17 protein-coding genes and 3 pseudogenes are annotated in these 22023 nt (G+C 59.2%); 13 read left to right on the top strand and 7 right to left on the bottom strand.

The window, feature by feature from the left end:
* Positions 1-15 precede the first annotated feature (15 nt).
* The 7 genes from hslO (at position 16) to ACTG1K_RS23755 (ending at position 7037) form a co-directional block, all read left to right on the top strand.
* Positions 16-900, top strand: coding sequence for an Hsp33 family molecular chaperone HslO (gene hslO / locus ACTG1K_RS23785; RefSeq protein WP_335848673.1), 885 nt, complete (start codon positions 16-18; stop codon positions 898-900).
* 149 nt (positions 901-1049) lie between these two features.
* The gene (pckA, locus tag ACTG1K_RS23780) at positions 1050-2675 is read left to right on the top strand and encodes a phosphoenolpyruvate carboxykinase (ATP) (RefSeq protein ID WP_005340139.1); all 1626 of its coding nucleotides are present in this window, start codon (positions 1050-1052) and stop codon (positions 2673-2675) included.
* Between the two features lie 193 nt (positions 2676-2868).
* A complete protein-coding gene (locus tag ACTG1K_RS23775; RefSeq protein WP_005340138.1) occupies positions 2869-3534 on the top strand; it encodes a GntR family transcriptional regulator in 666 nt (221 codons plus the stop codon).
* A 33-nt stretch (positions 3535-3567) separates the two neighbouring features.
* The gene (locus ACTG1K_RS23770; RefSeq protein WP_440004681.1) at positions 3568-5370 is read left to right on the top strand and encodes an aminopeptidase P family protein; all 1803 of its coding nucleotides are present in this window, start codon (positions 3568-3570) and stop codon (positions 5368-5370) included.
* 87 nt (positions 5371-5457) lie between these two features.
* Positions 5458-5862, top strand: coding sequence for a nitrous oxide-stimulated promoter family protein (locus ACTG1K_RS23765; protein WP_440004682.1), 405 nt, complete (start codon positions 5458-5460; stop codon positions 5860-5862).
* A gap of 112 nt (positions 5863-5974) precedes the next feature.
* Positions 5975-6472: a GNAT family N-acetyltransferase gene (locus ACTG1K_RS23760; protein ID WP_005356536.1), complete on the top strand. Its 498-nt coding sequence runs from the start codon at positions 5975-5977 to the stop codon at positions 6470-6472.
* Between the two features lie 97 nt (positions 6473-6569).
* A complete protein-coding gene (locus ACTG1K_RS23755; RefSeq protein ID WP_005340126.1) occupies positions 6570-7037 on the top strand; it encodes a glycine zipper 2TM domain-containing protein in 468 nt (155 codons plus the stop codon).
* 83 nt (positions 7038-7120) lie between these two features.
* Here ACTG1K_RS23755 and amt read toward each other — a convergent pair whose 3' ends face one another.
* Positions 7121-8548, bottom strand: coding sequence for an ammonium transporter (gene amt / locus ACTG1K_RS23750; RefSeq protein WP_440004683.1), 1428 nt, complete (start codon positions 8546-8548; stop codon positions 7121-7123).
* A gap of 505 nt (positions 8549-9053) precedes the next feature.
* On the opposite strand from amt, the gene ACTG1K_RS23745 reads away from it, so the two are divergent.
* Entirely contained in the window at positions 9054-9977 is a 924-nt protein-coding gene (locus tag ACTG1K_RS23745; protein ID WP_440004684.1) for a GGDEF domain-containing protein, read from the top strand.
* Between the two features lie 89 nt (positions 9978-10066).
* Here ACTG1K_RS23745 and ACTG1K_RS23740 read toward each other — a convergent pair whose 3' ends face one another.
* Positions 10067-10690: an outer membrane beta-barrel protein gene (locus ACTG1K_RS23740; protein WP_425854719.1), complete on the bottom strand. Its 624-nt coding sequence runs from the start codon at positions 10688-10690 to the stop codon at positions 10067-10069.
* Between the two features lie 250 nt (positions 10691-10940).
* On the opposite strand from ACTG1K_RS23740, the gene ACTG1K_RS23735 reads away from it, so the two are divergent.
* A complete protein-coding gene (locus ACTG1K_RS23735) occupies positions 10941-11579 on the top strand; it encodes an exopolysaccharide biosynthesis protein (RefSeq protein WP_425854673.1) in 639 nt (212 codons plus the stop codon).
* Positions 11580-11645: 66 nt separating this feature from the next.
* Here ACTG1K_RS23735 and ACTG1K_RS23730 read toward each other — a convergent pair whose 3' ends face one another.
* Both ACTG1K_RS23730 and ACTG1K_RS23725 read right to left on the bottom strand, forming a co-directional pair.
* Positions 11646-12920, bottom strand: coding sequence for an amino acid permease (locus tag ACTG1K_RS23730; protein ID WP_101530032.1), 1275 nt, complete (start codon positions 12918-12920; stop codon positions 11646-11648).
* A 471-nt stretch (positions 12921-13391) separates the two neighbouring features.
* Positions 13392-14281 (bottom strand): annotated as a pseudogene (locus ACTG1K_RS23725) (diguanylate cyclase).
* A 349-nt stretch (positions 14282-14630) separates the two neighbouring features.
* Between ACTG1K_RS23725 and ACTG1K_RS23720 the strand changes: the two are divergent.
* Both ACTG1K_RS23720 and ACTG1K_RS23715 read left to right on the top strand, forming a co-directional pair.
* Positions 14631-14948, top strand: coding sequence for a DUF6968 family protein (locus ACTG1K_RS23720; RefSeq protein WP_005355042.1), 318 nt, complete (start codon positions 14631-14633; stop codon positions 14946-14948).
* A gap of 225 nt (positions 14949-15173) precedes the next feature.
* Positions 15174-15749 (top strand): hypothetical protein, encoded by a 576-nt coding sequence (locus ACTG1K_RS23715; protein WP_236288798.1) that lies wholly within the window; start codon positions 15174-15176, stop codon positions 15747-15749.
* A gap of 371 nt (positions 15750-16120) precedes the next feature.
* On the opposite strand, the gene ppc is transcribed toward ACTG1K_RS23715, so the two are convergent.
* From ppc to ACTG1K_RS23700, 3 genes and pseudogenes are all read right to left on the bottom strand, one after another.
* Positions 16121-18754 (bottom strand): phosphoenolpyruvate carboxylase, encoded by a 2634-nt coding sequence (gene ppc / locus ACTG1K_RS23710; RefSeq protein ID WP_440004685.1) that lies wholly within the window; start codon positions 18752-18754, stop codon positions 16121-16123.
* A 231-nt stretch (positions 18755-18985) separates the two neighbouring features.
* Positions 18986-19315 (bottom strand): M20/M25/M40 family metallo-hydrolase, encoded by a 330-nt coding sequence (locus ACTG1K_RS23705; protein WP_279474623.1) that lies wholly within the window; start codon positions 19313-19315, stop codon positions 18986-18988.
* A 30-nt stretch (positions 19316-19345) separates the two neighbouring features.
* A pseudogene (locus ACTG1K_RS23700) lies at positions 19346-20130 on the bottom strand (M20/M25/M40 family metallo-hydrolase); the annotation flags it as partial.
* Between the two features lie 271 nt (positions 20131-20401).
* Here ACTG1K_RS23700 and argC point away from each other — a divergent pair.
* Both argC and argB read left to right on the top strand, forming a co-directional pair.
* Positions 20402-21410, top strand: a pseudogene (argC, locus tag ACTG1K_RS23695) (N-acetyl-gamma-glutamyl-phosphate reductase).
* 23 nt (positions 21411-21433) lie between these two features.
* Positions 21434-22023 (top strand): acetylglutamate kinase (argB, locus tag ACTG1K_RS23690; protein WP_440006903.1); only part of this gene is annotated, 590 nt, incomplete at its 3' end.

The following is a 22023-nucleotide window of genomic DNA, read 5'->3' as shown; positions in this document are numbered from 1 at the left end:
AGCCAGGAATACATGATGAGCAACCAAGATCTGCTGTATCGCTATCTGTTTGAAGAGTACGAAGTGCGTGGCGAGCTGGTCCAGCTGGATCACACCTACCGCCACGTAGTGGAAGCCCAGAACTACCCGGTGCAGGTGCAAAAACTGCTGGGCGAGCTGCTGGTCGCCACCAGCCTGCTGACCGCCACCCTCAAGTTTGAAGGCTCCATCACAGTGCAACTGCAGGGCGATGGCCCGGTGCGTCTGGCCGTGATCAACGGTGACAACAACCAGCAGCTGCGCGGCGTGGCCCGCTATGAAGGCGAACTGCCGAGCGATGGCAAGCTGCAGAGCCTGATTGGCAACGGCCAGCTGATCATCACCATCACCCCGGAGCAGGGCGAGCGCTATCAGGGCATCATCGCGCTGGACGCCGATACCCTGGCAGGCTGCCTGGAGCACTACTTCGCCCGCTCCGAACAGCTGGCCACCAAACTGTGGATCCGCACCGGCTATCACGAAGGTACGCCGCGCGCTGCCGGCATCATGCTGCAGGAGCTGCCCGCCCAGAGCGAGGATCACAGCAACGATTTCGATCACCTGACCCAGCTCACCTGCACCATCAAGGATGAAGAGCTGTTCGGCCTGCAGGCAGAAGAGATCCTCTACCGTCTCTACCATCAGGACAAGGTGCGAGTGTTCGATCCGCAGGCGGTCGAGTTCCGCTGCACTTGCTCCCGCGAGCGCTGTGAAGGGGCTCTGCTGCAGATAGAAAAGGAAGAGGTCATGGAGATGGTGCAGGAGCTCGGCAAGATCGACATGCACTGTGATTATTGCGGCGCCCAGTACCAATTTAATGGGATCGATGTCGAAACCCTGTTCAGCAGGGCTCCCGGCAATGATGCAAACCAGTTACACTAATTAAAGGCGGGCAAAACCCGCCTTTAACTTTAATAACAAAAAAATACCCTATTTTATAAAGTTTGATGGCGATCGCTAAACTCTACCACCTAAGTGATAGTATGACCGTCAGATAGAACCCTACCAACCTCTGAACCCAGGAGAATACAATGACAATCGTGGCAGAACCCACCCTGGCCCAACAATTAGGACTGGACCAGTACGGCATCAAAAACAGCCAAGAAATCGTTCGCAACCCCTCTTACGAGCAGCTTTTCGCGGAAGAGACACGCCCTGACCTGGAAGGGTTCGAGCGCGGTGTGGTGACCGAGCTGGGCGCCGTCAACGTAAACACCGGTATCTTCACCGGTCGCTCCCCGAAAGATAAATATATCGTCAAAGATGCCACTACCCAGGATACTGTGTGGTGGTCTGACCAGGGTAAAAACGATAACAAAGCCATTACCCCGGAAGTGTGGTCACATCTGAAAGGGCTGGTCACCAAACAGCTCTCCGGCAAGCGCCTGTTTGTGGTCGACGGTTTCTGCGGTGCCAACCCGGATACCCGCCTGGCCGTGCGCATCATCACCGAGGTGGCCTGGCAGGCACACTTCGTGAAAAACATGTTCATCCGCCCGAGTGATGAAGAGCTGAAAACCTTCAAGCCTGACTTCGTGGTGATGAACGGTGCCAAGTGCACCAACCCGAACTGGAAGGAGCAGGGTCTCAACTCCGAGAACTTTGTTGCCTTCAACATGACCGAGAAGATGCAGCTCATCGGTGGCACCTGGTACGGTGGCGAGATGAAGAAGGGCATGTTCTCCATGATGAACTACTTCCTGCCCCTGCGCGGCATTGCCTCCATGCACTGTTCCGCCAACGTGGGTCAGGACGGCGACGTTGCCATCTTCTTCGGCCTCTCCGGCACCGGCAAGACCACCCTATCCACCGATCCGAAGCGCCAGCTGATCGGCGATGACGAGCACGGCTGGGATGATCACGGCGTGTTTAACTTCGAAGGGGGCTGCTACGCCAAGACCATCAAGCTCTCCGAAGAGGCGGAGCCGGACATCTACCACGCCATCCGTCGCGATGCGCTGCTGGAGAACGTGACCGTTGCTGCCGATGGCACCATCGACTTCGATGATGGCTCCAAGACCGAGAACACCCGCGTCTCCTACCCCATCTATCACATCGACAACATCGTCAAGCCGGTCTCCAAGGCAGGTCACGCCACCAAGGTGATCTTCCTGACTGCCGACGCCTTCGGCGTGCTGCCTCCGGTCTCCAAACTGACCAAGGAGCAGACCAAGTACCACTTCCTGTCTGGCTTCACCGCCAAACTGGCCGGTACCGAGCGCGGCATCACAGAGCCGACTCCGACCTTCTCCTCCTGCTTCGGCGCAGCCTTCCTCTCCCTGCACCCGACCAAGTACGGTCAGGAGCTGGTGAAACGGATGGAAGCGGCAGGTGCAGAAGCCTATCTGGTCAACACCGGCTGGAACGGCACCGGCAAGCGCATCTCCATCAAGGATACCCGCGCTATCATCGACGCCATCCTGGATGGCTCCATCGAGAAGGCCGAGACCAAGGTGCTGCCGATCTTCAATCTGGAGATCCCGACCGCGCTGCACGATGTGAACCCGGCGATCCTCGACCCGCGCGACACTTACGCCGACAAGGCCGAGTGGGATGCCAAGGCCGTCGATCTGGCAGGCCGCTTCATCAAGAACTTCGAGCGCTTCACCGATAACGACGAAGGCAAACGTCTGGTTGCGGCAGGCCCGCAGCTGTAACAGGCTCGCTTCGTATCAGTGACATCATGCCGGTCAGCCACGCTGACCGGCATTTTTGTTTTTGTGGAGCCCCGAACGCCGCCATCACCCCCGTTAAAGGGGCCAAAACCTTGCCTTTGCCCATTGTGACAGGTTAGATTCAGCCAAACTTTATACAATATACAATTCTGTAACGCGCAATCGTGACCCGACCATGACCCCACCCTACAAGACCCGAACCCAGATGGTGATGGAAAACCTCCGTGGCCGGATCCTCCGTGGGGAGTTCCCCGCTGGCGCCCCCTTGCGTCAGGATGCCATCGCCAAAGAGCTGGCCGTGAGCCGCATCCCGGTGCGCGAAGCCCTGATGCAACTGGAAGCGCAGGGGCTGGTGAAGTTCGAAGCCCATCGCGGCGCCGTGGTCACCATGCTGGACGCCTCGGCCATTGAAGAGCTCTTTTATTTGCGAGCGCTGCTGGAAGCCGATACCCTGTTTCACGCCGTCGACAAGATGACGGAAGCCACCTTCGCGCAAGCGGAGGCGATCCTCGCCCAGTTTGATCACGCCCTGGAGTCAGGCACCCAGATCGAACATTGGGCCGAGTTGAACCACAGCTTTCACGCCACCCTCTATCAGGCAGCCGGTCGCCCCCAGGCACTTGAACTGATCGCCCAGATCAATCTGAGCTGTGACCGCTATGTCCGCTTCGAGCTGCTCTTTGCCAGCGACGGGGTGGACAAGGCGGAGCGTGAACACGCCCAATTGCTGGAACTGTGCCGCGCCCGGCGCAAGCACGAGGCGGTGGTGCTGCTCAGGCAGCATATCGAAGCAGCGGGTCAGTCGATCAAGCGGATCCTGGCCAGCGGCCATAAAAACTGAACACTCATATAGCAACCATCTGGCACTAACGACATGAATAATTTCGAGATAATTGAAACCCGCGTCGCCCAAGTCAGGGCCGAGCTGGCCATGCAGGAGTTGGACGCATTTATCGTCCCCCACGATGATGAGCACCTCGGCGAGTACATCCCCGCCTACGCCGAGCGGCTGGACTGGATCACAGGGTTCAATGGCTCCGCCGGCGTTGCCATCATCATGGCCCAGCGTGCCGCCCTCTTCGTCGATGGTCGCTACACGGTGCAGGCCCGCATGCAGGCGCCGTCCGAGCTGTTCGAATGTCTCCACCTCATTGAAGATCCCCATGTACAGTGGCTGGCCGAGCAGCTGCCCTCCGGCTCCCGGGTTGGCTTCGATGCCCGCCTGCACAGCCTGACTTGGTACAAGAACGCCAAGGCCGTGCTGGCCGATCGCGGTATCGAGCTGATCCGCGTCGAGCAGAACCCTATCGACCTAAACTGGAGCGAGCGCCCGGAGCCGACCAAGAGCCCGGTCATCCTCTACAGCGAGGAGCTGGCGGGCCAGTCCAGCCAGTCCAAACGTGAACAGCTGGCAGCAGACCTGCGCAAGCGCGGGCTGGATGCCGTGCTGCTGACCCAGGCCGAGCCCATCAACTGGTTGCTCAACCTGCGTGGCCGCGACATCGACCGGCTGCCGGTGGTGCTGGGCTTTGCGGTGCTCTACGCCAATACCAGCATGGATTTCTTCGTCGATACCGACAAAATTGACTGCTTTGCTTTCACCCAACACGTTGGCCAGGATGTCTCCGTCTACCCCATCGACAAGCTGGGCGACGTGTTGCAGCGCATCGGTGAAGATCAGCAGAAGGTGCTGGCCGATCCGGACAGCGCCAACGCCTGGACCCAGCTCGTCATGGAAGAGGCGGGCGCCATTCTGGTGGCAGGGCAAGACCCCACCATGCTGCCGAAAGCATGCAAGAACGAAATCGAACTGACCGGCATGCGTGCCGCTCACCTGCGTGATGGCGTGGCCATGACCCGCTTCCTCGCCTGGCTGGATCGGCTGGTCGCCTCCGGCGAGTTCGAGGGGGTGGATGAAGGCACTCTGGCCGATCAGGTGGAAGCGTTCCGCCGCGAGCAGGAGCACTACGTCGAGCCGAGCTTCGATACCATCTCCGCGCTCGGCCCCAACGCCGCCATGTGCCACTACCACCATACCAACGGCACCCCACGCGCGTTTGGCCAGGACAGCCTCTATCTGCTGGATTCCGGCGCCCAGTATATGGATGGCACCACCGACATCACCCGCACCATCAAGGTTGGTGAGGTGAGCGACGAGCAGAAGGCGATGTTTACCCGGGTACTGCAGGGCCATATCGCGCTGGATCAGGCCCGCTTCCCCCGCGGCACCGCCGGTATCCAGCTCGACGTGCTGGCCCGCATGCCGCTGTGGCAAGCCGGTTACAACTACGACCACGGCACCGGTCACGGCGTCGGCCACTTCCTGAGTGTCCACGAAGGGCCCCAGCGCATCGCGCCGAAAGGGAGCATTGTTGCCCTGCAACCGGGCATGGTGCTCTCCAACGAGCCGGGCTACTACCGCGAAGATGGCTTCGGCATCCGCTGCGAGAACCTGGTAGTCGTGACCGAGCTGGAACAGGTTGGCGAGCTGCCGATGCTGGGCTTCGAGCGTCTGACCTATGTACCGTTCGATACCCGCCTGATCGACCGCAGTCTGCTGAGCCCGGCCGAATTCCGCTGGATCAACGAATACCATGTCGAGGTGTTCCGCCGCCTGAGCCCGTTGCTCGAGGGCGAAGATCTCGCCTGGCTGGAGCAGGCAACCAGCCTCATCTGATAACACAGGGCCTGCGGGCCCTGTTTTTTATCCCCCCTTTTGACCTGTATCAACACCCAAAGCGAGCAGGTCAGGAGAATGGCGGCCATGAAAAGTCATCATGCCAGCCCAGCCCGGAGCTCACACGCCGCAGCCAGCAAAAAGGCGAGTGACCATCCCAGACTCATGCGCGAGCAGCAGACGGTCAGCGCCATGATCCGCCTCTACTGCCAGCACCATCATCAGGATCCCCATTGCCGCCACTGTCGCCAGTTGCGGGATTTCGCCCATCAGCGCCTACGTCGCTGCCGTTATGGCCACGGCCACAAACCCACCTGCGCCAACTGCAATATCCACTGTTACGCACCGGCGATGCGCAAACAAATCCAGCAGGTGATGAAGTGGAGCGGCCCGCGCATGTTGCTGCGCCACCCCTGGCTCACCCTCCGCCACCTGCTCGACGGCTTGCGCAAAGCGCCCAAACTGCCCCAGAGCCGCCCCCTGCCGCCATAACCGCCAATCCCTTGCATCCGGCAGGGGATGACCACTACCCTATGACTCCTTTTCTGCCGTTGACCCCAAGGTCAGCGGCGTTGCCGATCCGTTTGCTGCCGATGGAGTCCTGATGCACCACAACCCGCCCCTGCTACGCCCCGCCACCCACAATGACATGCACGCCATCTGGCAGATCGATGCCAAGGTGTTTGGCGAAGATGTCTATCCCGCCTTCTTCTTCCGTCAGGCGATGGATTTGTGGCCCGAGTTGTTGCTGGTGGCCGAATACGAGGGGCAGCTGGTGGGTTATGTGCTGGGGGGATTCGGTCAGGAGCGGTCGCAAGGCTGGGTGCTCTCGCTGGCGGTGCTGCCCGAGGCGCGCGGTTTTGGTCTGGCCGAGCGAATGATGCGCCAGATGGAGGCCAACCAGCAGGCGCTGCAGATCAGCGAACTGCGGCTCACGGTCGATCCGGCCAATCCGGCCCAGCGCCTCTACTACCGGCTCGGTTACACATTGCAGGCGGAGGTCGCCGACTATTTCGGCCCCGGAGAAGACCGTCTGCTGCTGGTTAAAACCCTCTCCGGTACAGCTGCGATTCAAGGACAAAACCGGTTACAGAACGCATAATTGGTTACATTTTGCCGATTTCATGTGTGACGGGGTTGGAGTAAAGTTCACTCATCAACCGGATTGTTCAAATTACGTGCAGCCCAGGAGGCCCACCATGTTGAAGCGTATGACCCTTATTGCCCTGCTGGCAGCGACCACCATCACTGGATGCGCCAACAGTGACGTTTACTCTGGCGATGTTTACACCAAAGACCGCGCCAAACAGGTGCAGACAGTCAGCTACGGCACCATCATCTCCACCCGCCCGGTGAAGATCCAGGCCGATGAGAACTCCCTGATTGGCACCATTGGCGGCGCCGTAGTCGGTGGCCTGCTGGGCAGCACAGTCGGTGGCGGCACCGGACGTGACATCGCAGCCGCAGGCGGCGCCATCGCCGGTGCAGCGGCAGGTAACGCCATCGGCAACAAGATGAATCAGGTCGACGGCGTCGAGCTGGAGATCAAGAAAGAGAACGGCGAAGCCATCGTGGTCGTGCAGAAAGCCAGCCCCACCTTCACCCCGGGTGCTCGCGTGCGCATGACCCAGGGCAATGGCAGCATCAACGTGGCCGTCGTGAACTAAGAGTGTGAACTCAGGCTGTGCAGCTTTAGAGTCATAAAAAAACCGCCGGTTCCGGCGGTTTTTTTGTTGTCTGGCATTCGGGATTACATGCTGTAAGCCTTCTCGCCGTGGGAGGTGACATCCAGCCCTTCCCGCTCGGCATCGCCGTTCACCCGCAGACCCACCACCAGGTCAACCAGCTTGAAGGCAATCGCTGCCACGGCACCGGACCAGAGCAGGGTGACACCGACCCCGATAGCCTGGATCTTCACCTGAGTCAGGATGGAGTAGCCCTCGGCAACCTGATTGGTGACATAGTCCCACACCCCGGTGCCGCCCAGATCCGGGCTGGCAAAGACGCCGGTCAGCAGGGCGCCGAGAATGCCGCACACCCCGTGTACGCCAAACACGTCCAGACTGTCATCGGCACCCAGCAGGCGCTTGAGACCGTGGACACCCCACAGACCCGCCACGCCACTGATAAGGCCCATCGCCAGACCACCGCCCACACCGACGAAACCGGCTGCCGGAGTGATCACCACCAGACCGGACACAGCTCCGGATGCCGCACCCAGCAGGGAGGGACGTCCCTTCATCACCCACTCGGCCAGCGTCCATGACAGAGCTGCCGCAGCCGGCGCCACCCAGGTGTTGATAAAGGCGAGTGCGGCGATACCGTTGGCTTCCAGCGCGGAGCCGGCGTTGAAACCGAACCAGCCGAACCAGAGCAGGGAGGCGCCGATCATGGTCATGGTCAGGCTGTGGGGGGTCATGGGATCACGACCGTAGCCCAGACGCTTGCCCACCAGATAGGCACCCACCAGACCCGCCACGGCGGCGTTGATGTGCACCACTGTGCCGCCTGCAAAATCCAGCGCACCATGCTGGAACAGATAACCGGCAGTGGCGGTCGCTGTGGCCGCAGCCTCGGCGCTGGTATAGGCATCCGGACCCGCCCAGTACCACACCATATGAGCCAGCGGGATGTAGGCGAAGGTGAACCAGATCACCGAGAAGAGCAGCACGGCAGCGAACTTGATGCGCTCAGCGAACGCCCCCACGATAAGGCCGCAGGTGATGGCGGCAAAGGCCCCCTGGAACACCACATAGATCAGCTCGCTGATCCCGACACCCTTGCTGAAGGTGGCGGCGATGGAGTCAGGGGTCACCCCCTTGAGCAGCACCTTGCTGAAGGAGCCGTAGAAATTGCCCCCTTCGGTAAAGGCCAGCGAATAGCCGTAGATCACCCAGAGCACGCAGATGAGGCAGAACAGGGTAAAGACCTGCATCAGCACGCTCAGCATGTTTTTGGCCCGCACCAGACCACCGTAGAAGAGGGCGAGACCGGGGATCGACATCAGGATCACCAGCGCCGCCGAGAGCAGCATCCAGGTGTTGTCACCCTTGTTGATTGTCATGGCGGCAACCGGTGCCACCGCCGCCTGTACCTGAGCGACCTCTTCGGCCCAACTTGGGGTAACCAGCAAGGCAGGCAACATCGTCAGACCCGCCATCATCCATTTTTTGACCATAGAGCACTCTCCTTCCCTGTCGTACCGGTACAAGACCGGCTCCGTTTCCCTGATTGAATCTGTGGCGAACCGCAAGGTGTTGCTGCAACCCGCCAGAATCACACCCGCGCCCGGCACGGGGATGCCTCTTGCCACTTCCTCATCACTGCGTCTGCCGCCGATGACCGCAAGAGACCGTCTGACATGTAAAAAGCATAAAGCGGGCCACAAATATAAATCCTTTTAAATCATTGCATTAGTAAGAACGCGCATCATCAATGCACCAATTTGGCGCATGAGCTGCGCTAACCTGCCCAGGGGCGCCCTGTCACAGGGCAGGCGATACGTCGCGCACCAGAAGTGCGCAAACCCTGAGCCAGCCCACAAGCTGACGTCATCGATATCGCGCGCTGCGGGCCCGCTCGTTTACACTGACAGACCAGCCGTTTCCTGTTATCCGACCACGGCATGCCATTACGCAGCCTCTTGTTTGCAAGGTGATGGCAGTCCCAATCCGAGGAACACCATGCAGTTCGATCGTCTCGACATCAGCCTCTCCCACTACCGTCATCTCGACCGGGAGCATCGCGCCCACATCGCGCTGCTGGGGATAGTGATGCTGGCCATCATGTCCCTTCATCTGTTGCTGCTGCCACACTTCCCTTACGAGCGCTTTTACGCCGTCAGCTTTGGCTTCGAGGTGATCAACTGGCTCACCATGCTGTTCCTGTTCTGGGTGGTGCAGTGTGCCCACCTGCCCACCCACACCTACCGCATGCTCTCCTGCGGTCTGATGTTGTGGATCATGGGGGCCACCGCCGACATCATGGATGAGCTGGTGGCTCAGCCACTCTGGCTCGCCATCTATGCCGAGGATCTGCTGCGATCCAGCGGCATCCTGCTCAGCAGCATCGGCATCCTGAGCACCATACACCACCTCTTCCACATCAATACCCAGCTCAGACAGCAGGCGCTGTTCGACGATCTGACCCGGCTGCCAAACCGGCGCTACTTTCATCAGCAGCTGTTTCTGGAGCAGGGGATTTGCCACGCTCTCATCCTGCTGGATCTCGATCACTTCAAGGTGATCAATGACAACTACGGCCACGATATCGGGTATCGGGTGTTGCAGCAGTTTGGCGAGCTGTTGCAACAGCACTGCCCGCCCGGTGCGCTGGCGGCCCGTGTCGGGGGTGAAGAGTTTGCCCTGCTGCTGCCCGTCGCCCACGAAGCCGACTTGCAGCAACTGGCCAACACCCTGCTCACTGCGACCCGCACCATAGCCCCCGACCCGGCCCATACCATGACGGTCAGTCTGGGAGTGGGAGTACGCGAGCCCGGGGAGCCGGCAGTCTCGCTGTTCAAGCGGGTGGATCAGGCGCTTTATGGCGCCAAGGAGGCGGGTAGAAACTGTGCGGTATGGGCGACGCCGACTAATAAAGAGGCGTGAAGAGCTACCGATTGATTACCGATCAAGACGGAACATTGCTGCTGAAACAGGGGCCCAAGGGCCCCTGTTTCATGGGGAAAGTCCCCCGTCTAAAAGCGGAAGGTAAGACCGATATTGGCCTGCCACTGGGTTACCAGCTCCCCGCGCACCTTGAACACGCACTGCTCCGGGTTGCAGAGAAACTGGTTGTTGTCGTTGACCAGCGAGCCATAACCGCGCACCTCGGCCCGCAGGGCCAGATGCTCGGCGAGGCGCGGTTGCACCCCGAGCGCCAGCGACATGGAAGGGGTCACCTCGCTGTCGTAGGCGGCAAATCGGGTCACCCCGATCCCGGCGCCGATGTAGGGCGCCATCAGGTTGTCAGAGAGGGTCAGCGCACCGGCAAAGTGCAAAGTATCCACCGTCAGGCGATCCGGCAGGTCGGGAGAGAGGGTGGTGGACTGATGGCTGTAGAGCAGCTCGATCATGCCAGGATCATCTACCTCCTTGCTGATAAAGAGGCCCCAGCTGCCGGAGCCCTGTCCCTGCAGTGAATCAAACGATGCAGAAAGCGGCACCGGCTGCACCACATCGTCACTCTTCTCGAAGTCGATGGCTGAGCTGTAGCCGAAAAATGGCGTCACCTGCCAACCGGATGTGGTCGAGGCCTCGCTACTCCAGGCCTGCCCCAGTGGCAGCAACAGCCCCATCATCGCTATCCCGGCTCTCTTCATCATCATCCCCTGCTCCCTGTGTGATTGTGCAGAAAGCATACCAGAGGCGTCCTAGGCCCATCCTAAACGGCGGCTGTACCGGATCACTTTCATCGCGGGATTTCCCTCTCGCCGGAACCTCCGCCGAGCCGCCCCACTGGCACCGCTATGCGCCCCGCCACCATTCATCGACGGTTAACCTCTGCCACGTATGCTGGCGCCAAATCGGGTCATCGGGGCCCGTTATCACTACTCAAAAGGACATCAGGGAATGGTTGCCGCGCAACTCAACGACCCCAAAACTACCCTTGCGGATACCCTGCGGGCCACCGCGCACGCCATCGACGAGAGCCACATCAGCCTGCGCCAGATGCTCGCGCTGGTGGGCGAGCAGGGGATGCTGCTGTTTTGCGTGCTGCTCACCGTCCCCTTTCTGTTGCCGATCTCCATTCCCGGGGTCAGCACCCCGTTTGGCCTGTTGATCCTCTTTATCGGGATCGGCATCACCCTCAATCGGGTGCCCTGGCTGCCCGCCATGCTGATGGAGCGCCGCTTCGCCGCCGACCAGCTCAAGCCGACCCTGCACAAGGGGGCGGATCTGCTGGCCCGGGTCGATCGCGTTATCCGCCCACGCCTGCTGGTGCTGACCGGCAGCAACACGGTCAACCGCTGCAACGGCCTGCTGATCATGCTGGCAGCCCTGCTGCTGATGCTGCCCCTGGGCGCCATCCCGTTCACCAACGCCATGCCTGCCTGGGCCATCCTGCTGCTGGCCACCGGCATGTTGCAGCGGGACGGTCTGTTCGTTGCCAGCGGCTATCTGCTGGTAAGCGCAACCCTGGTCTGGTTCAGCGTGCTGGCCATCGGCTTGCTGATGGCGGGCCAGAGCGCCAGCGGCCTGCTCGGCTAACCCCGATGCACAGGAAAAGGGCGACCAGATGGTCGCCCTTTTTGATTTGTGCGGGATACCGCCCGGTCAAAGCAGATCGTAGATAAGGGCCGAGATGGCAAGCAGCCCCATCACCAACACAAAAAGGGTACTCGGCCCGCGATAACGCTTGAGTGCGGGCAAGCGATAGATGGAGCAGGCCGGCAGCAGAAACAGGATCACCGCGATCAGCGGGCCACTGACGCGCTCGATGATGTCGAGCACGTTGGGGTTCAGATAGGTGATGACGGCGGTCACCATAAACAGGATCACCGATGACACCCGGGCGATGGTTGACTCCTTGAGGGAGAGCCCCAGCCCCTGACAGGCACCGCTCACCATGCTCACCGTCCCCTCGCTCACCCCCATGGAGGTGCCGAGGAAGGATTTGGACATGGCCAGAATGGCGATGAGCGGCCCCACATAGGCGATCAGCGGATTGGAGAACTTGTTCGCCAGCGCCGACAGCACGGAGATATTGTCGGTGCGGGCCAGCGCCATCTCGGCCTGACTCAGGCTCATCACGCAGCTCACCACGAAAAAGAGCACGCTGCCACAAATCAGCATGCTGCTGTACTTGATGATCCGCTTGGCACGCAGGTCGGCACTCTCCTGACAGCGCTTTTTCTGCGCCGCGCTGAAGGAGGAGATAATGGGCGCATGGCTGAACGAAAACACCATCACCGGCACGATCAGCCAGAGTGATTTCCAGAACGCCGGATCACGCCAGTCCACCGCCTGACTCTCGCTGAAATAGGAGAGGCTCCACTGTGGCAGCAGATAGATGGAGAGGCCAATCAGAAAGGCGACCATCGGTAGCGCCAGCACGCTGATGGCCGACACCACGATCTGTTTGCCGGCCAGCAGCACCAGATGCAGACCCAGCATCACCCCCAACACCAGCAAGCCGCGCGGCAGCTCGGCATCCCCCAGCTGGTGAACCACGAAGCTCTGGATCGCGTTGGTGATGGAGATGCTGTAGACCAGAATGATGGGGTAGAAGGCCATCAGATAGACCAGCATCAGCAGTTTGCCCGCCTTGGCACCGAAGTGCTCCTCCACCACATGGGTGATATCCCCTTCCCGATGGGAGCTGGAGAGCACAAAGCGGCTCAATGCCCGGTGGGAATAATAAGAGAGCGGAAAAGCCAGCAATAAAATAAATAGCAAAATAACTGGGGAATTACTGCCAACAGTAATAGGGAGAAATAACGTACCGGCACCGACAGCAGTGGCATATAGGCCCATGGTCCATACCGAATCGCTTTTCTCCCATTTCAATTTTGAAACAGGGTTACTCTTTTCAGCAATAGAAACACTCATTGCAATATATACCTTATTAATCTGTCATCATTATTTTTATTGGCCCGAATAACAGGCTGGAGATATGTCGTTGCATATCGCCCTGCACATGAAAAAACAACGCCGCCAGCGGCCAACAGGGCCACCGGAGAGAAACGGAGCTGCCACGCTACCATCGTTGAAATCGCAATCCGGGTCAAGGTTAATAATTCATGACTGTTTGAATCGGAATGTTTCAAAAGACAACAGGATGTATCACATTCGTCACCCAAAACCCGATTCAAACCTGTTTGATAACATACCGATAAAACCTCATGCTGTTGCCCAACAACATAAATAAGACCAGCGATCAGGCCGATAATATTAACACCTTAAGCTGTGGAATATGAGTTAAATAATACGGCCAACTTTTCTACTAATTGATAGTGATGTCAGCCAATTTATTCAGGGTAAAAGCGCAGGCTATTTCCAACAGCGACCGGAGCGGCACTTTCAACCTGCCGGGCAGTGCGCCACCCGGTTGCGGCCTGCCCGCTTGGCCCGATAGAGCCACTCGTCGGCCCGAGCCAGCGCCTGATTGATATCCTCCTCCGGCTGCACCAGGGTTGTGCCCAGACTGACCGTGATGGCGACCGGATCGGCAGGCAGCGCTTCGACGGCGGCGCGGATCTGCTCCGCCATCTGCTGCAAACCGGCTTCATCGATCCCCGGCAGCAGGATCAGAAACTCCTCACCACCGCTGCGTACAAAGAGGTCGTCCGCCCGCAACAGGGCATCGATACAACTACTGAAGCGCTGCAAGGCCCGATCTCCCTGCTGATGGCCGTAACGATCGTTGAGCTGCTTGAAGTGATCGATGTCGAGCATGATAAGACCACAGGGCACCTCCCCTGCCCGCAGCGGCTGACAGTGTTCGAAGAAGTAGCGACGGTTGTAGAGGCCGGTCAGCTGGTCGGTTTCACTCTGGCGCAGCAGTCGCTGCTGCAACTCGTACTGGCGGGTGATATTGCGGGTCACCCAGGCTACCGCCCGCTTGCCGTCATAGAGGGAGGGCAGCGGCGCAATCTTGCCCTCAAAACGCTGTATCCCTTGCGGCCCGGCGGCGGCATTGATCCCCCCACCTCGGCTGCTGAGAGCTCATACTCCACCACCCGCACCTGACCGCTCGCCAGCGACTCGGCTACCTGCGCCTTGACCCATATGGCCATCTCGGGTGGCAGCACATCGGCCAGCTGCTTGCCCGCCAGCGGATTGCCGTCGTGATAGGATTGCTGCTCCATACCGCCGATATATTCCACGTAATAGCCATCTTCACTGAGGATAAAGACGGGATCTGGCAGCTGGGCCATCACTTCATAAAGCTGGGTTACCGAAAGCGCCACGGAGACTCCTGTACTTCAACGTCAAACAGGGGGGAGATATTCTGCCTCAAGAGGACTCACTCGCCCTCATCGGCAGAACAGAAAAATCTGCGGCCACAGCCAACAATCCTTTACATCTAGCAGCCTGCCAGCCTCTCGGCCACCACCTGTGGCCAGCGCGTTGCTACTCCCGCCACTGCGCTCGCTCACGGCGGCGAAAGCCCCCTCACCCGGTCACGCATATCCCATTGTTTCAACTCACAAGTTCATTTACGCTGGCCGTCCTGAGTCCAGTTTTCACCTCATCAGCCATCAGGAATGCCAGCCACCCGCAACCGCAGGGGCTGTACCACGGAAAAGGAATCGCCAGATGAAAAACGCCATCGTTACCGCCCGCTTCGACGCTATCAGCACCGAAGGGGAACAGCTCACCCTCAAGATCGCCATCAAGGCCCCCGAGCCGGATCCCAAGTCCGCCAGCGGTGACTGGCGCTGCAAGGTGAAGCTGGCAGGGCTGAGCGACAAGACCTTTATCTACGGCATCGACAGCCTGCAGGCCCTGAGCCTCGCCATCAAGTTTGTCGAAACCGAACTGCGCGCTTTCTCCGATGCGGGCTGGCAGTTCTATCTGCCCAATTGCCCCGATCACCCCATCGACATGAGCGCCTGCTACTTCCCGGCGCTCTAGCCCAAGGTCAACTCAGGGAGCATGGGGTGCAGCCCAGCTCCCACAATATCCCTTTCATCGACAACGAGCTCATCATAGGCAAGTGCTGCCCCACAACCCGCAATGCCAAGGGTACTGTCAGAAAATTTGACAATTAAATCAATAGCATGCATCCAAAAAACAATTGACAATAATTCTCATTTAATCAATGGTTAATTTCCAAATGAACCACTCTGGAGATAGTGGATGAAGCTCTGTTTAACCACAGCATTATTGCTGTGCAGTATTTCAAGTGCCAATGCCAATACTTGCCCATTGAGTAACTGCAACACACTACACGCTGGTGAAAATTACTCTATTAATGCCGATAGAAAGTATTGCATCAATTTCAACAAAGAAAACATCACGGTGGTAAACCTTTCGAGTCGATACATTGAAATAGAAGACAAAAATTCAAATCCAACTGTTATATACCCTGGTGAATTTGTTGATGTCGATACCATATCAACAATCGCAAATTCAACCAAGGTAGTTATCAGCATAGAGCACGATAGCTTTATCGTTATAAGAGATATAAATGAAAGCAAGCGTAACAAGAGAGCGGCACCCGCATTGGTATGGGCAGGCGGCGGGGCCGTTATGGGGGCGATGGGCGTCATTGCCAACAATCCTGATGCCAGCATGAGAGAGATTGCTGCAGGTGCATTTGGTGGTGCCGTTACCGGTAGGTTAAGCCCCATCATGGGAAGTGGTGTCGCAGGCATGATGGCTTCAGGCAGTGCTGGCCTGGCAGCAAGCGGTGGCTGTGCCTCATGTCACTAGTGATGATGATCGTCACATTGATAGCGGCCGTTGTAGCACCCTTTCTTTTAAGCAACAACCTTGCCCATCGAATTGCACTGCTACTAATTTCAAGCGGTTCAATACTATTTAATTATCTCTCGGGTACTTTCTCAGCCTGGATATGTTTAACCTTTATTGTATTTACAGTTATTTTAAAGGTTAACTATCGTTCTACTCTGGTGCGTTGTGATGATGCAATACTAGGTTGCTATATAATTTTCTACATCCAGCCATTAGTTTTCAGGATGATTTAAAACTCTCTATTTAAATGAAGCTGACAAAATAAACTAGCCATAAAAAGAGCGCATATTATGCGCTCTTTTTATTTAAGACCTGTTTGGTAATATTTATCAACCCGTATTACGCATCCCTGCGGCAATACCGGCGATGGTGACCATCAGCGCCTTGTCCAGCTCGGGGTGCAGGGTCTCCGGGTGGTTGCGGGAGCGGTTGAGCAGCTCGGCCTGCAGCACGTTGAGCGGGTCTGTGTAGGGGTTGCGCAGCTTGATGGACTCCTTGATCCAGGGCTGATCCTCCAGCAGATCCCCGCGCGGGCTCAGCTTCAGCACCACCTCGATGGATTCGGCGAGCTCCTGACGCAGCTGTTTGCCAAGGCCCCACAGCTCCTGCGGTACCAGACGGGTGTCGTAGTACTCAGCGAGCCAGACGTCCGCCTTGAGGAACACCATCTCCAGCATCTCGAGGCGAGTGCGGAAGAAGGGCCACTGGGCGCTCATCTCTTCCAGCACCGCCAGCTTGCCACCGTCGATCGCCTGTTGCAGAGCCTTGTGGGCACCGAGCCAGGCCGGCAGCATCAGCCGGTTCTGAGTCCAGGCGAAGATCCACGGAATGGCGCGCAGGCTCTCGACACCGCCGTTGGGCTTGCGCTTGGAGGGACGGGAGCCGAGTGGCAGCTTGCCGAGCTCCATCTCCGGGGTGGCGGCACGGAAATAAGGGACGAAGTCCGGATGACCGCGCACGATACTGCGGTAGTGATCGCAGGAGTCGGCGGCCAGCTGTTCCATCACCTCGCGCCAGCACTCTTTCGGCTTGGGCGGTGGCAGCAGGTTCCCTTCCAGCACGGCGCTGGTGTAGAGCTCCAGACTCTTGATCGCCACTTTCGGCAGACCGAACTTGAAGCGGATCATCTCCCCCTGTTCGGTGGTACGCAAACCGCCGCGCAGGGATCCCGGCGGCTGGGAGAGGATGGCCTGATGTGCTGGCGCACCACCACGACCGACGGTACCGCCACGGCCATGGAACAGGGTGAGGCGGATGTTGTTGGCTTCGGCCAGCCCCACCAGGGATTCCATGGCGGCGTACTGGGCCCAGCCAGCGGCCATCATGCCCGCATCCTTGGCAGAGTCGGAGTAACCAATCATCACGTACTGACGGCCCTGAATGTAGCCGCGATACCAGTCTACCGAGAGCAGGCGCTCCATCACGGCGGTACCTGCCATCAGGTCATCCTGGGTTTCAAACAGCGGGGCGACCGGCATGCGGAACTTGCAGCCAGCCTCTTTGAGCAGCAGCTGCACCGACAGCACATCGGACGGCGCACCGGCCATGGAGATGATGTAGATACCGAACGCATCGGGGTCGTACTGGGCGATGACCTGACAGGTATCCAGTGTCTCGCGCACCTCGGCGCTCGGCTCCCAGTCGTGGGGAATGAGCGGGCGACGGGAGTTCAGTTCGTTAAGCAGGAAGGCCTGCTTGTCATCTTCGCTCCACTCGGCGTAGTCACCCAGACCCAGATAGCGGGTCAGCTCGGAGAAGACCAGCCCGTGACGCTCGCCATCCTGACGGATATCGAGCTTGACCAGATGGATGCCGAAACAGGCGACCTTGCGCAGCACGTCCAGCAGCATGCCGTCGGCGATGTTGCCCATGCCGCAGGCATGCAATGAGTGGTAGCAGAGCTCCAGCGGCTCGCGCAGCTGAGCGGTGGTCTTGACCAGATCCTGGCTCTCGCTCACCTGGCCCTGCACCTTGGCGGTGAGGTGCTCCTTGGTTTCGCGCAGCGCTTCACGCAGCTCGCGCACCAGCGCACGGTAGGGCTCGGGGTGATCGCCAACGCGAGCACGCACGTCGTCGGTGCAGTCGGACATGGAGAGCTCGGAGGTAAGCTCCTTGATGTCTTTGTAGAACAGACTCACCGCCATCCAGCGGCCCAGCTCCAGCACTTCGGCAGTCACCTTGGCGGTGACGAAGGGGTTGCCGTCGCGGTCACCGCCCATCCAGGAGGTGAACTTGACCGGCGCGGCATCCAGCGGCAGCCGCACACCCAGATGGTGTTGCAGACGCTCGTCCAGATTGCGCATGAATTCGGGAATGGCGGGCCACAGGCTGTTCTCCACCACGGCGAAGCCCCACTTGGCCTCGTCGACCGGAGTCGGGCGCTGTTCGCGGATCTCGTTGGTGTGCCACGCCTGATTGATGAGCTGCTCGATGCGATTGAGGATCTTGTCCCGCTCGCGGGGCAGCAGGTCGGAAAGCTCCAGCGCCTCGAGGCAGTCGTTGAGCTGTACGTGCTTGTGGATCAGGGTGCGACGGGTCACCTCGGTGGGGTGAGCGGTCAGCACCAGATCGATATCCAGCTCGCGCACGGCCTGAATGATGGCCTCTTGCGACAGGTTGGAGGCTTTCAGCTTGTCGAACATCTGCTCCAGCGGATCCGGGGTGCAGACCTGCTCTTCGCAGCGACGGGAGATGGTGTGGAACTGTTCCGCCACGTTGGCCAGATTGAGGAACTGGCTGAAGGCGCGGGCCACCGGCAGCAGTTCATCATCGCTCAGGGTGCGCAGGGTATCGAGCAGACGTTCCCGGTCTGATTCATTGCCCTTGCGGGAGGACTTGGCCAATTGGCGAATGGTTTCGATCTTGTCGAGAAAGGCCTGACCCTGATGATCCTTGATGGATTTACCCAGCAGCTGACCCAGCATACCTACGTTGGCGCGTAGTGCGGCGTACTTTTCGTTCATTCCACATCCTTATCTTGTTGGTGCCTGACACCCATCCGGGGTGCTAGACGACCTCACTTATTGTTGTGCGATTACAACATATGCTCCGTCATCTTAGGGTGACAATCTACCCAGATTGTCTGCGCAAGGTCAAATAACAGGCCGATTCAGAACATGTATTTCCATCACCACTCCACAACCGGCTTGTTATGTAACTTACTTACAGTTTTTACGCCCCTTTCACCGCCGCCGCTACAGGCAAAAACGTCTGATCAGGTGCTGCAACACCGAGGTGGTCGGCTTGACGAAGGAGAGGTCGAGATACTCATCCGGCTGGTGCGCCTGGGTGATATGACCGGGGCCCATCACTATGGTCTCGCAGCCAAGCTGCTGGATAAACGGCGCCTCGGTGCAGTAGTTGACCGACTCGGCGGCGCGACCGCTCGCCTTCTCCGCTTCGCGTACCAGCACAGAGTCATCGGCGCAGGCGTAGGCGGGGATCGGCTCGTGCAGGTGTTGCAGATGCAGGCAGCCGGGCTGGTGGATCTCGATGGGCGACAGCGCCTCTTTGAGCATCCCCATCAACTCGTCTGGCCCCACCTGCGGGGTGGGTCGCAGGTCGATATGCAGCTCGCAGCAGCCGCAGATGCGGTTCGGGCTGTCGCCCCCTGAATGTAACCCAGGTTCAGGGTCGGCTGCGGCACGGCAAAGCGGTGGTCGGCGTAACGATCTTTCAGATCCTGCTGCAAGCGCAGCACCTGCCCCATCGCCTTGTGCATGATCTCCATGGCGTTGACGCCGTTGGCGGGATCCGAGCTGTGACCGCTCTTGCCGGTAATGCGGATCGCCTCCGACATATGCCCCTTGTGGGCCACCACCGGCACCAGTCCGGTCGGCTCGCCAATCACGGCGTAGTCGGGTTTCAGCTCGGCCGCCGCGGCGATGGCGCGGGCCCCCGCCATGGTGGTCTCTTCATCGGCGGTAGCGAGAATACGCAGCGGCTTGTTGAGCTTGGTGAGTTCAATCTCTTTGAGCGCCTCGACGATAAAGGCGAAGAAGCCCTTCATGTCGATGGTGCCGAGGCCATAGAGACGGTTGCCCTCTTCGGTCACCTTGAAGGGATCCTTGCTCCAGCTCCCCTCATCGAACGGCACCGTATCGGTGTGGCCCGCCAGCAGCAGACCGCCCTCTCCCTGACCGATCGTCGCCACCAGATTGAATTTGCCCGGCAGATCAGGAAGCGCCGTCACCTCGCACTGAAAACCGAGTTGACCGAAGCAGTCAGCCAGCAGCCGGATCACCGCCTCGTTGCTCTGATCCCACTTGGGATCCGTGCTGCTGATAGAGGGAATCGCAATAATATTCTTGTAGAGTGAAAAAAAATCCAGATTGGCCATCAGCTCCTCCTTGCGTCCCCGGAATGTTTCTGTTAGAAAATACAAATGCAAAGTGAGTGCATGAATATTCTGTAATTTTACCTGAATATCTGGCTCATCAACAAAGGCTTCTAGTTGTAAGGGAAAGTTAATGTTCTGTCACCTGATCTATAACCGACGACACACACCCGCCTGAATTGCCCCTCCGCACTTGTGCAAAGGGGCGATCGAACACCCTTGTGCACTGCAGCGTCATGCTGTGAATCTCGAACTCTGACTTGGAATATTCAACATGCTTAACACCGTTATCGTCGGTGCCAGTGGCTACGCGGGAGCCGAACTGGCCGCACTGGTACAGAATCATCCACAACTCAAACTGTTCGGCCTCTATGTCTCGGCCGGCAGTCAGGATGCCCACAAGCGCTTCTCTTCCCTGCATCCCCAGTGGGTCGGTGCCCTCGATCAGCCGCTGCTGCCGCTGGACGACGACGGCATGACCCGGATCCTGACCCAGGCCGATCTGGTGCTGCTGGCCACCGCCCACGAGGTGAGCGCCGAGCTCGCACCCAAGTTTCTCGCCAAGGGGCTGCCGGTGTTCGATCTCTCCGGCGCCTTCCGGGTCAAGGATCAGGGCTTTTACGACAGCTTCTACGGATTCACCCACGACAGCGAACAGTGGCTGGATCAGGCCGCCTACGGTCTGGCCGAGTGGAATGCCGATGCCATCGCCAGCGCCCAGCTGGTAGCCGTACCCGGTTGCTACCCGACAGCATCGCTGTGCGCCCTCAAGCCGCTGCAGCAGGATGGCCTGATTGCCAAGGGGTGGCAGCCCATCATCAACGCCGTCTCCGGGGTTTCCGGCGCCGGTCGCAAAGCGGCCATCAACACCAGCTTCTGCGAAGTGAGCCTCAACCCTTACGGCACCTTCAACCACAGACACCAGCCGGAAGATCAGCCACCACCTCGGCAAGGAGGTGCTGTTCCAGCCCCACCTTGGCAACTATGTGCGCGGCATTCTGGCCACCATCTATGTGCAGCTGGCGGACGGCGTGACGCCGACCCAGGTGGATCAGGCCTTCCTCAAGGCTTACGAAGGCAAGCCGCTGGTGCGCCTCACCGGCCAGATGCCCTCTATTCGCGGTGTGGCAAACACCCCTTACTGCGATATCGCCTGGCAACAGCAGGGCAACATGCTGGTGGTGGTATCCGCCATCGACAACCTGCTCAAGGGCGCCGCCTCCCAGGCCATGCAGTGCATAAATATCAAATTCGGATTTGAACCGGCCACCGGCCTGATTTAAGGACTCAAGGAAGGATTGCAACGATGAACAAGCAGACTCTGGTAATCAAGCTGGGCGGTGCCCTTATCGAGAACGACGAGGCGCTGACCGCCCTGTTCGCCACCCTCAAAACCTTTCTCGACGATCAGCACCGTCCGCTGGTGCTGGTGCACGGCGGTGGCTGTCTGGTGGATGACCTGCTCAAGGGGCTGGGTCTCACCTCCACCAAGAAGAATGGCTTGCGGGTGACCCCGTTCGAGCAGATCCCCTTTATTGCCGGGGCGCTGGCGGGCACAGCCAACAAGCAGATGATGGCCAAGGCGATCGCCACCGGCATTCCGGCGGTGGGGCTCTGTCTGGCAGATGGCGGCCTGTGTCAGGTGACCCAGCTCGACCCGGATCTCGGCGCGGTCGGCGAGTGCAAACCGGGCAACCCGGCACTGGTAGCAGGCATCCTCGGTCAGGGCTTCTTGCCGGTGGTGAGCTCCATCGGCATCACAGCCGAGGGGCAGCTGATGAACGTCAACGCAGATCAGGCGGCCACCGCCATTGCCGAGGCGCTCGGTGCCGATCTGGTGATGCTCTCCGATGTAAGCGGCATCCTGGATGGCAAGGGCAAGCTGGTGCCCCAGCT

The organism is Aeromonas sp. 102P, assembly GCF_051920345.1.
Classification (GTDB): Bacteria; Pseudomonadota; Gammaproteobacteria; order Enterobacterales; family Aeromonadaceae; genus Aeromonas; species Aeromonas veronii.
The sequence above is the reverse complement of the archived record's forward strand: the minus strand, read 5'-3'. Positions and strand labels throughout refer to the sequence as shown.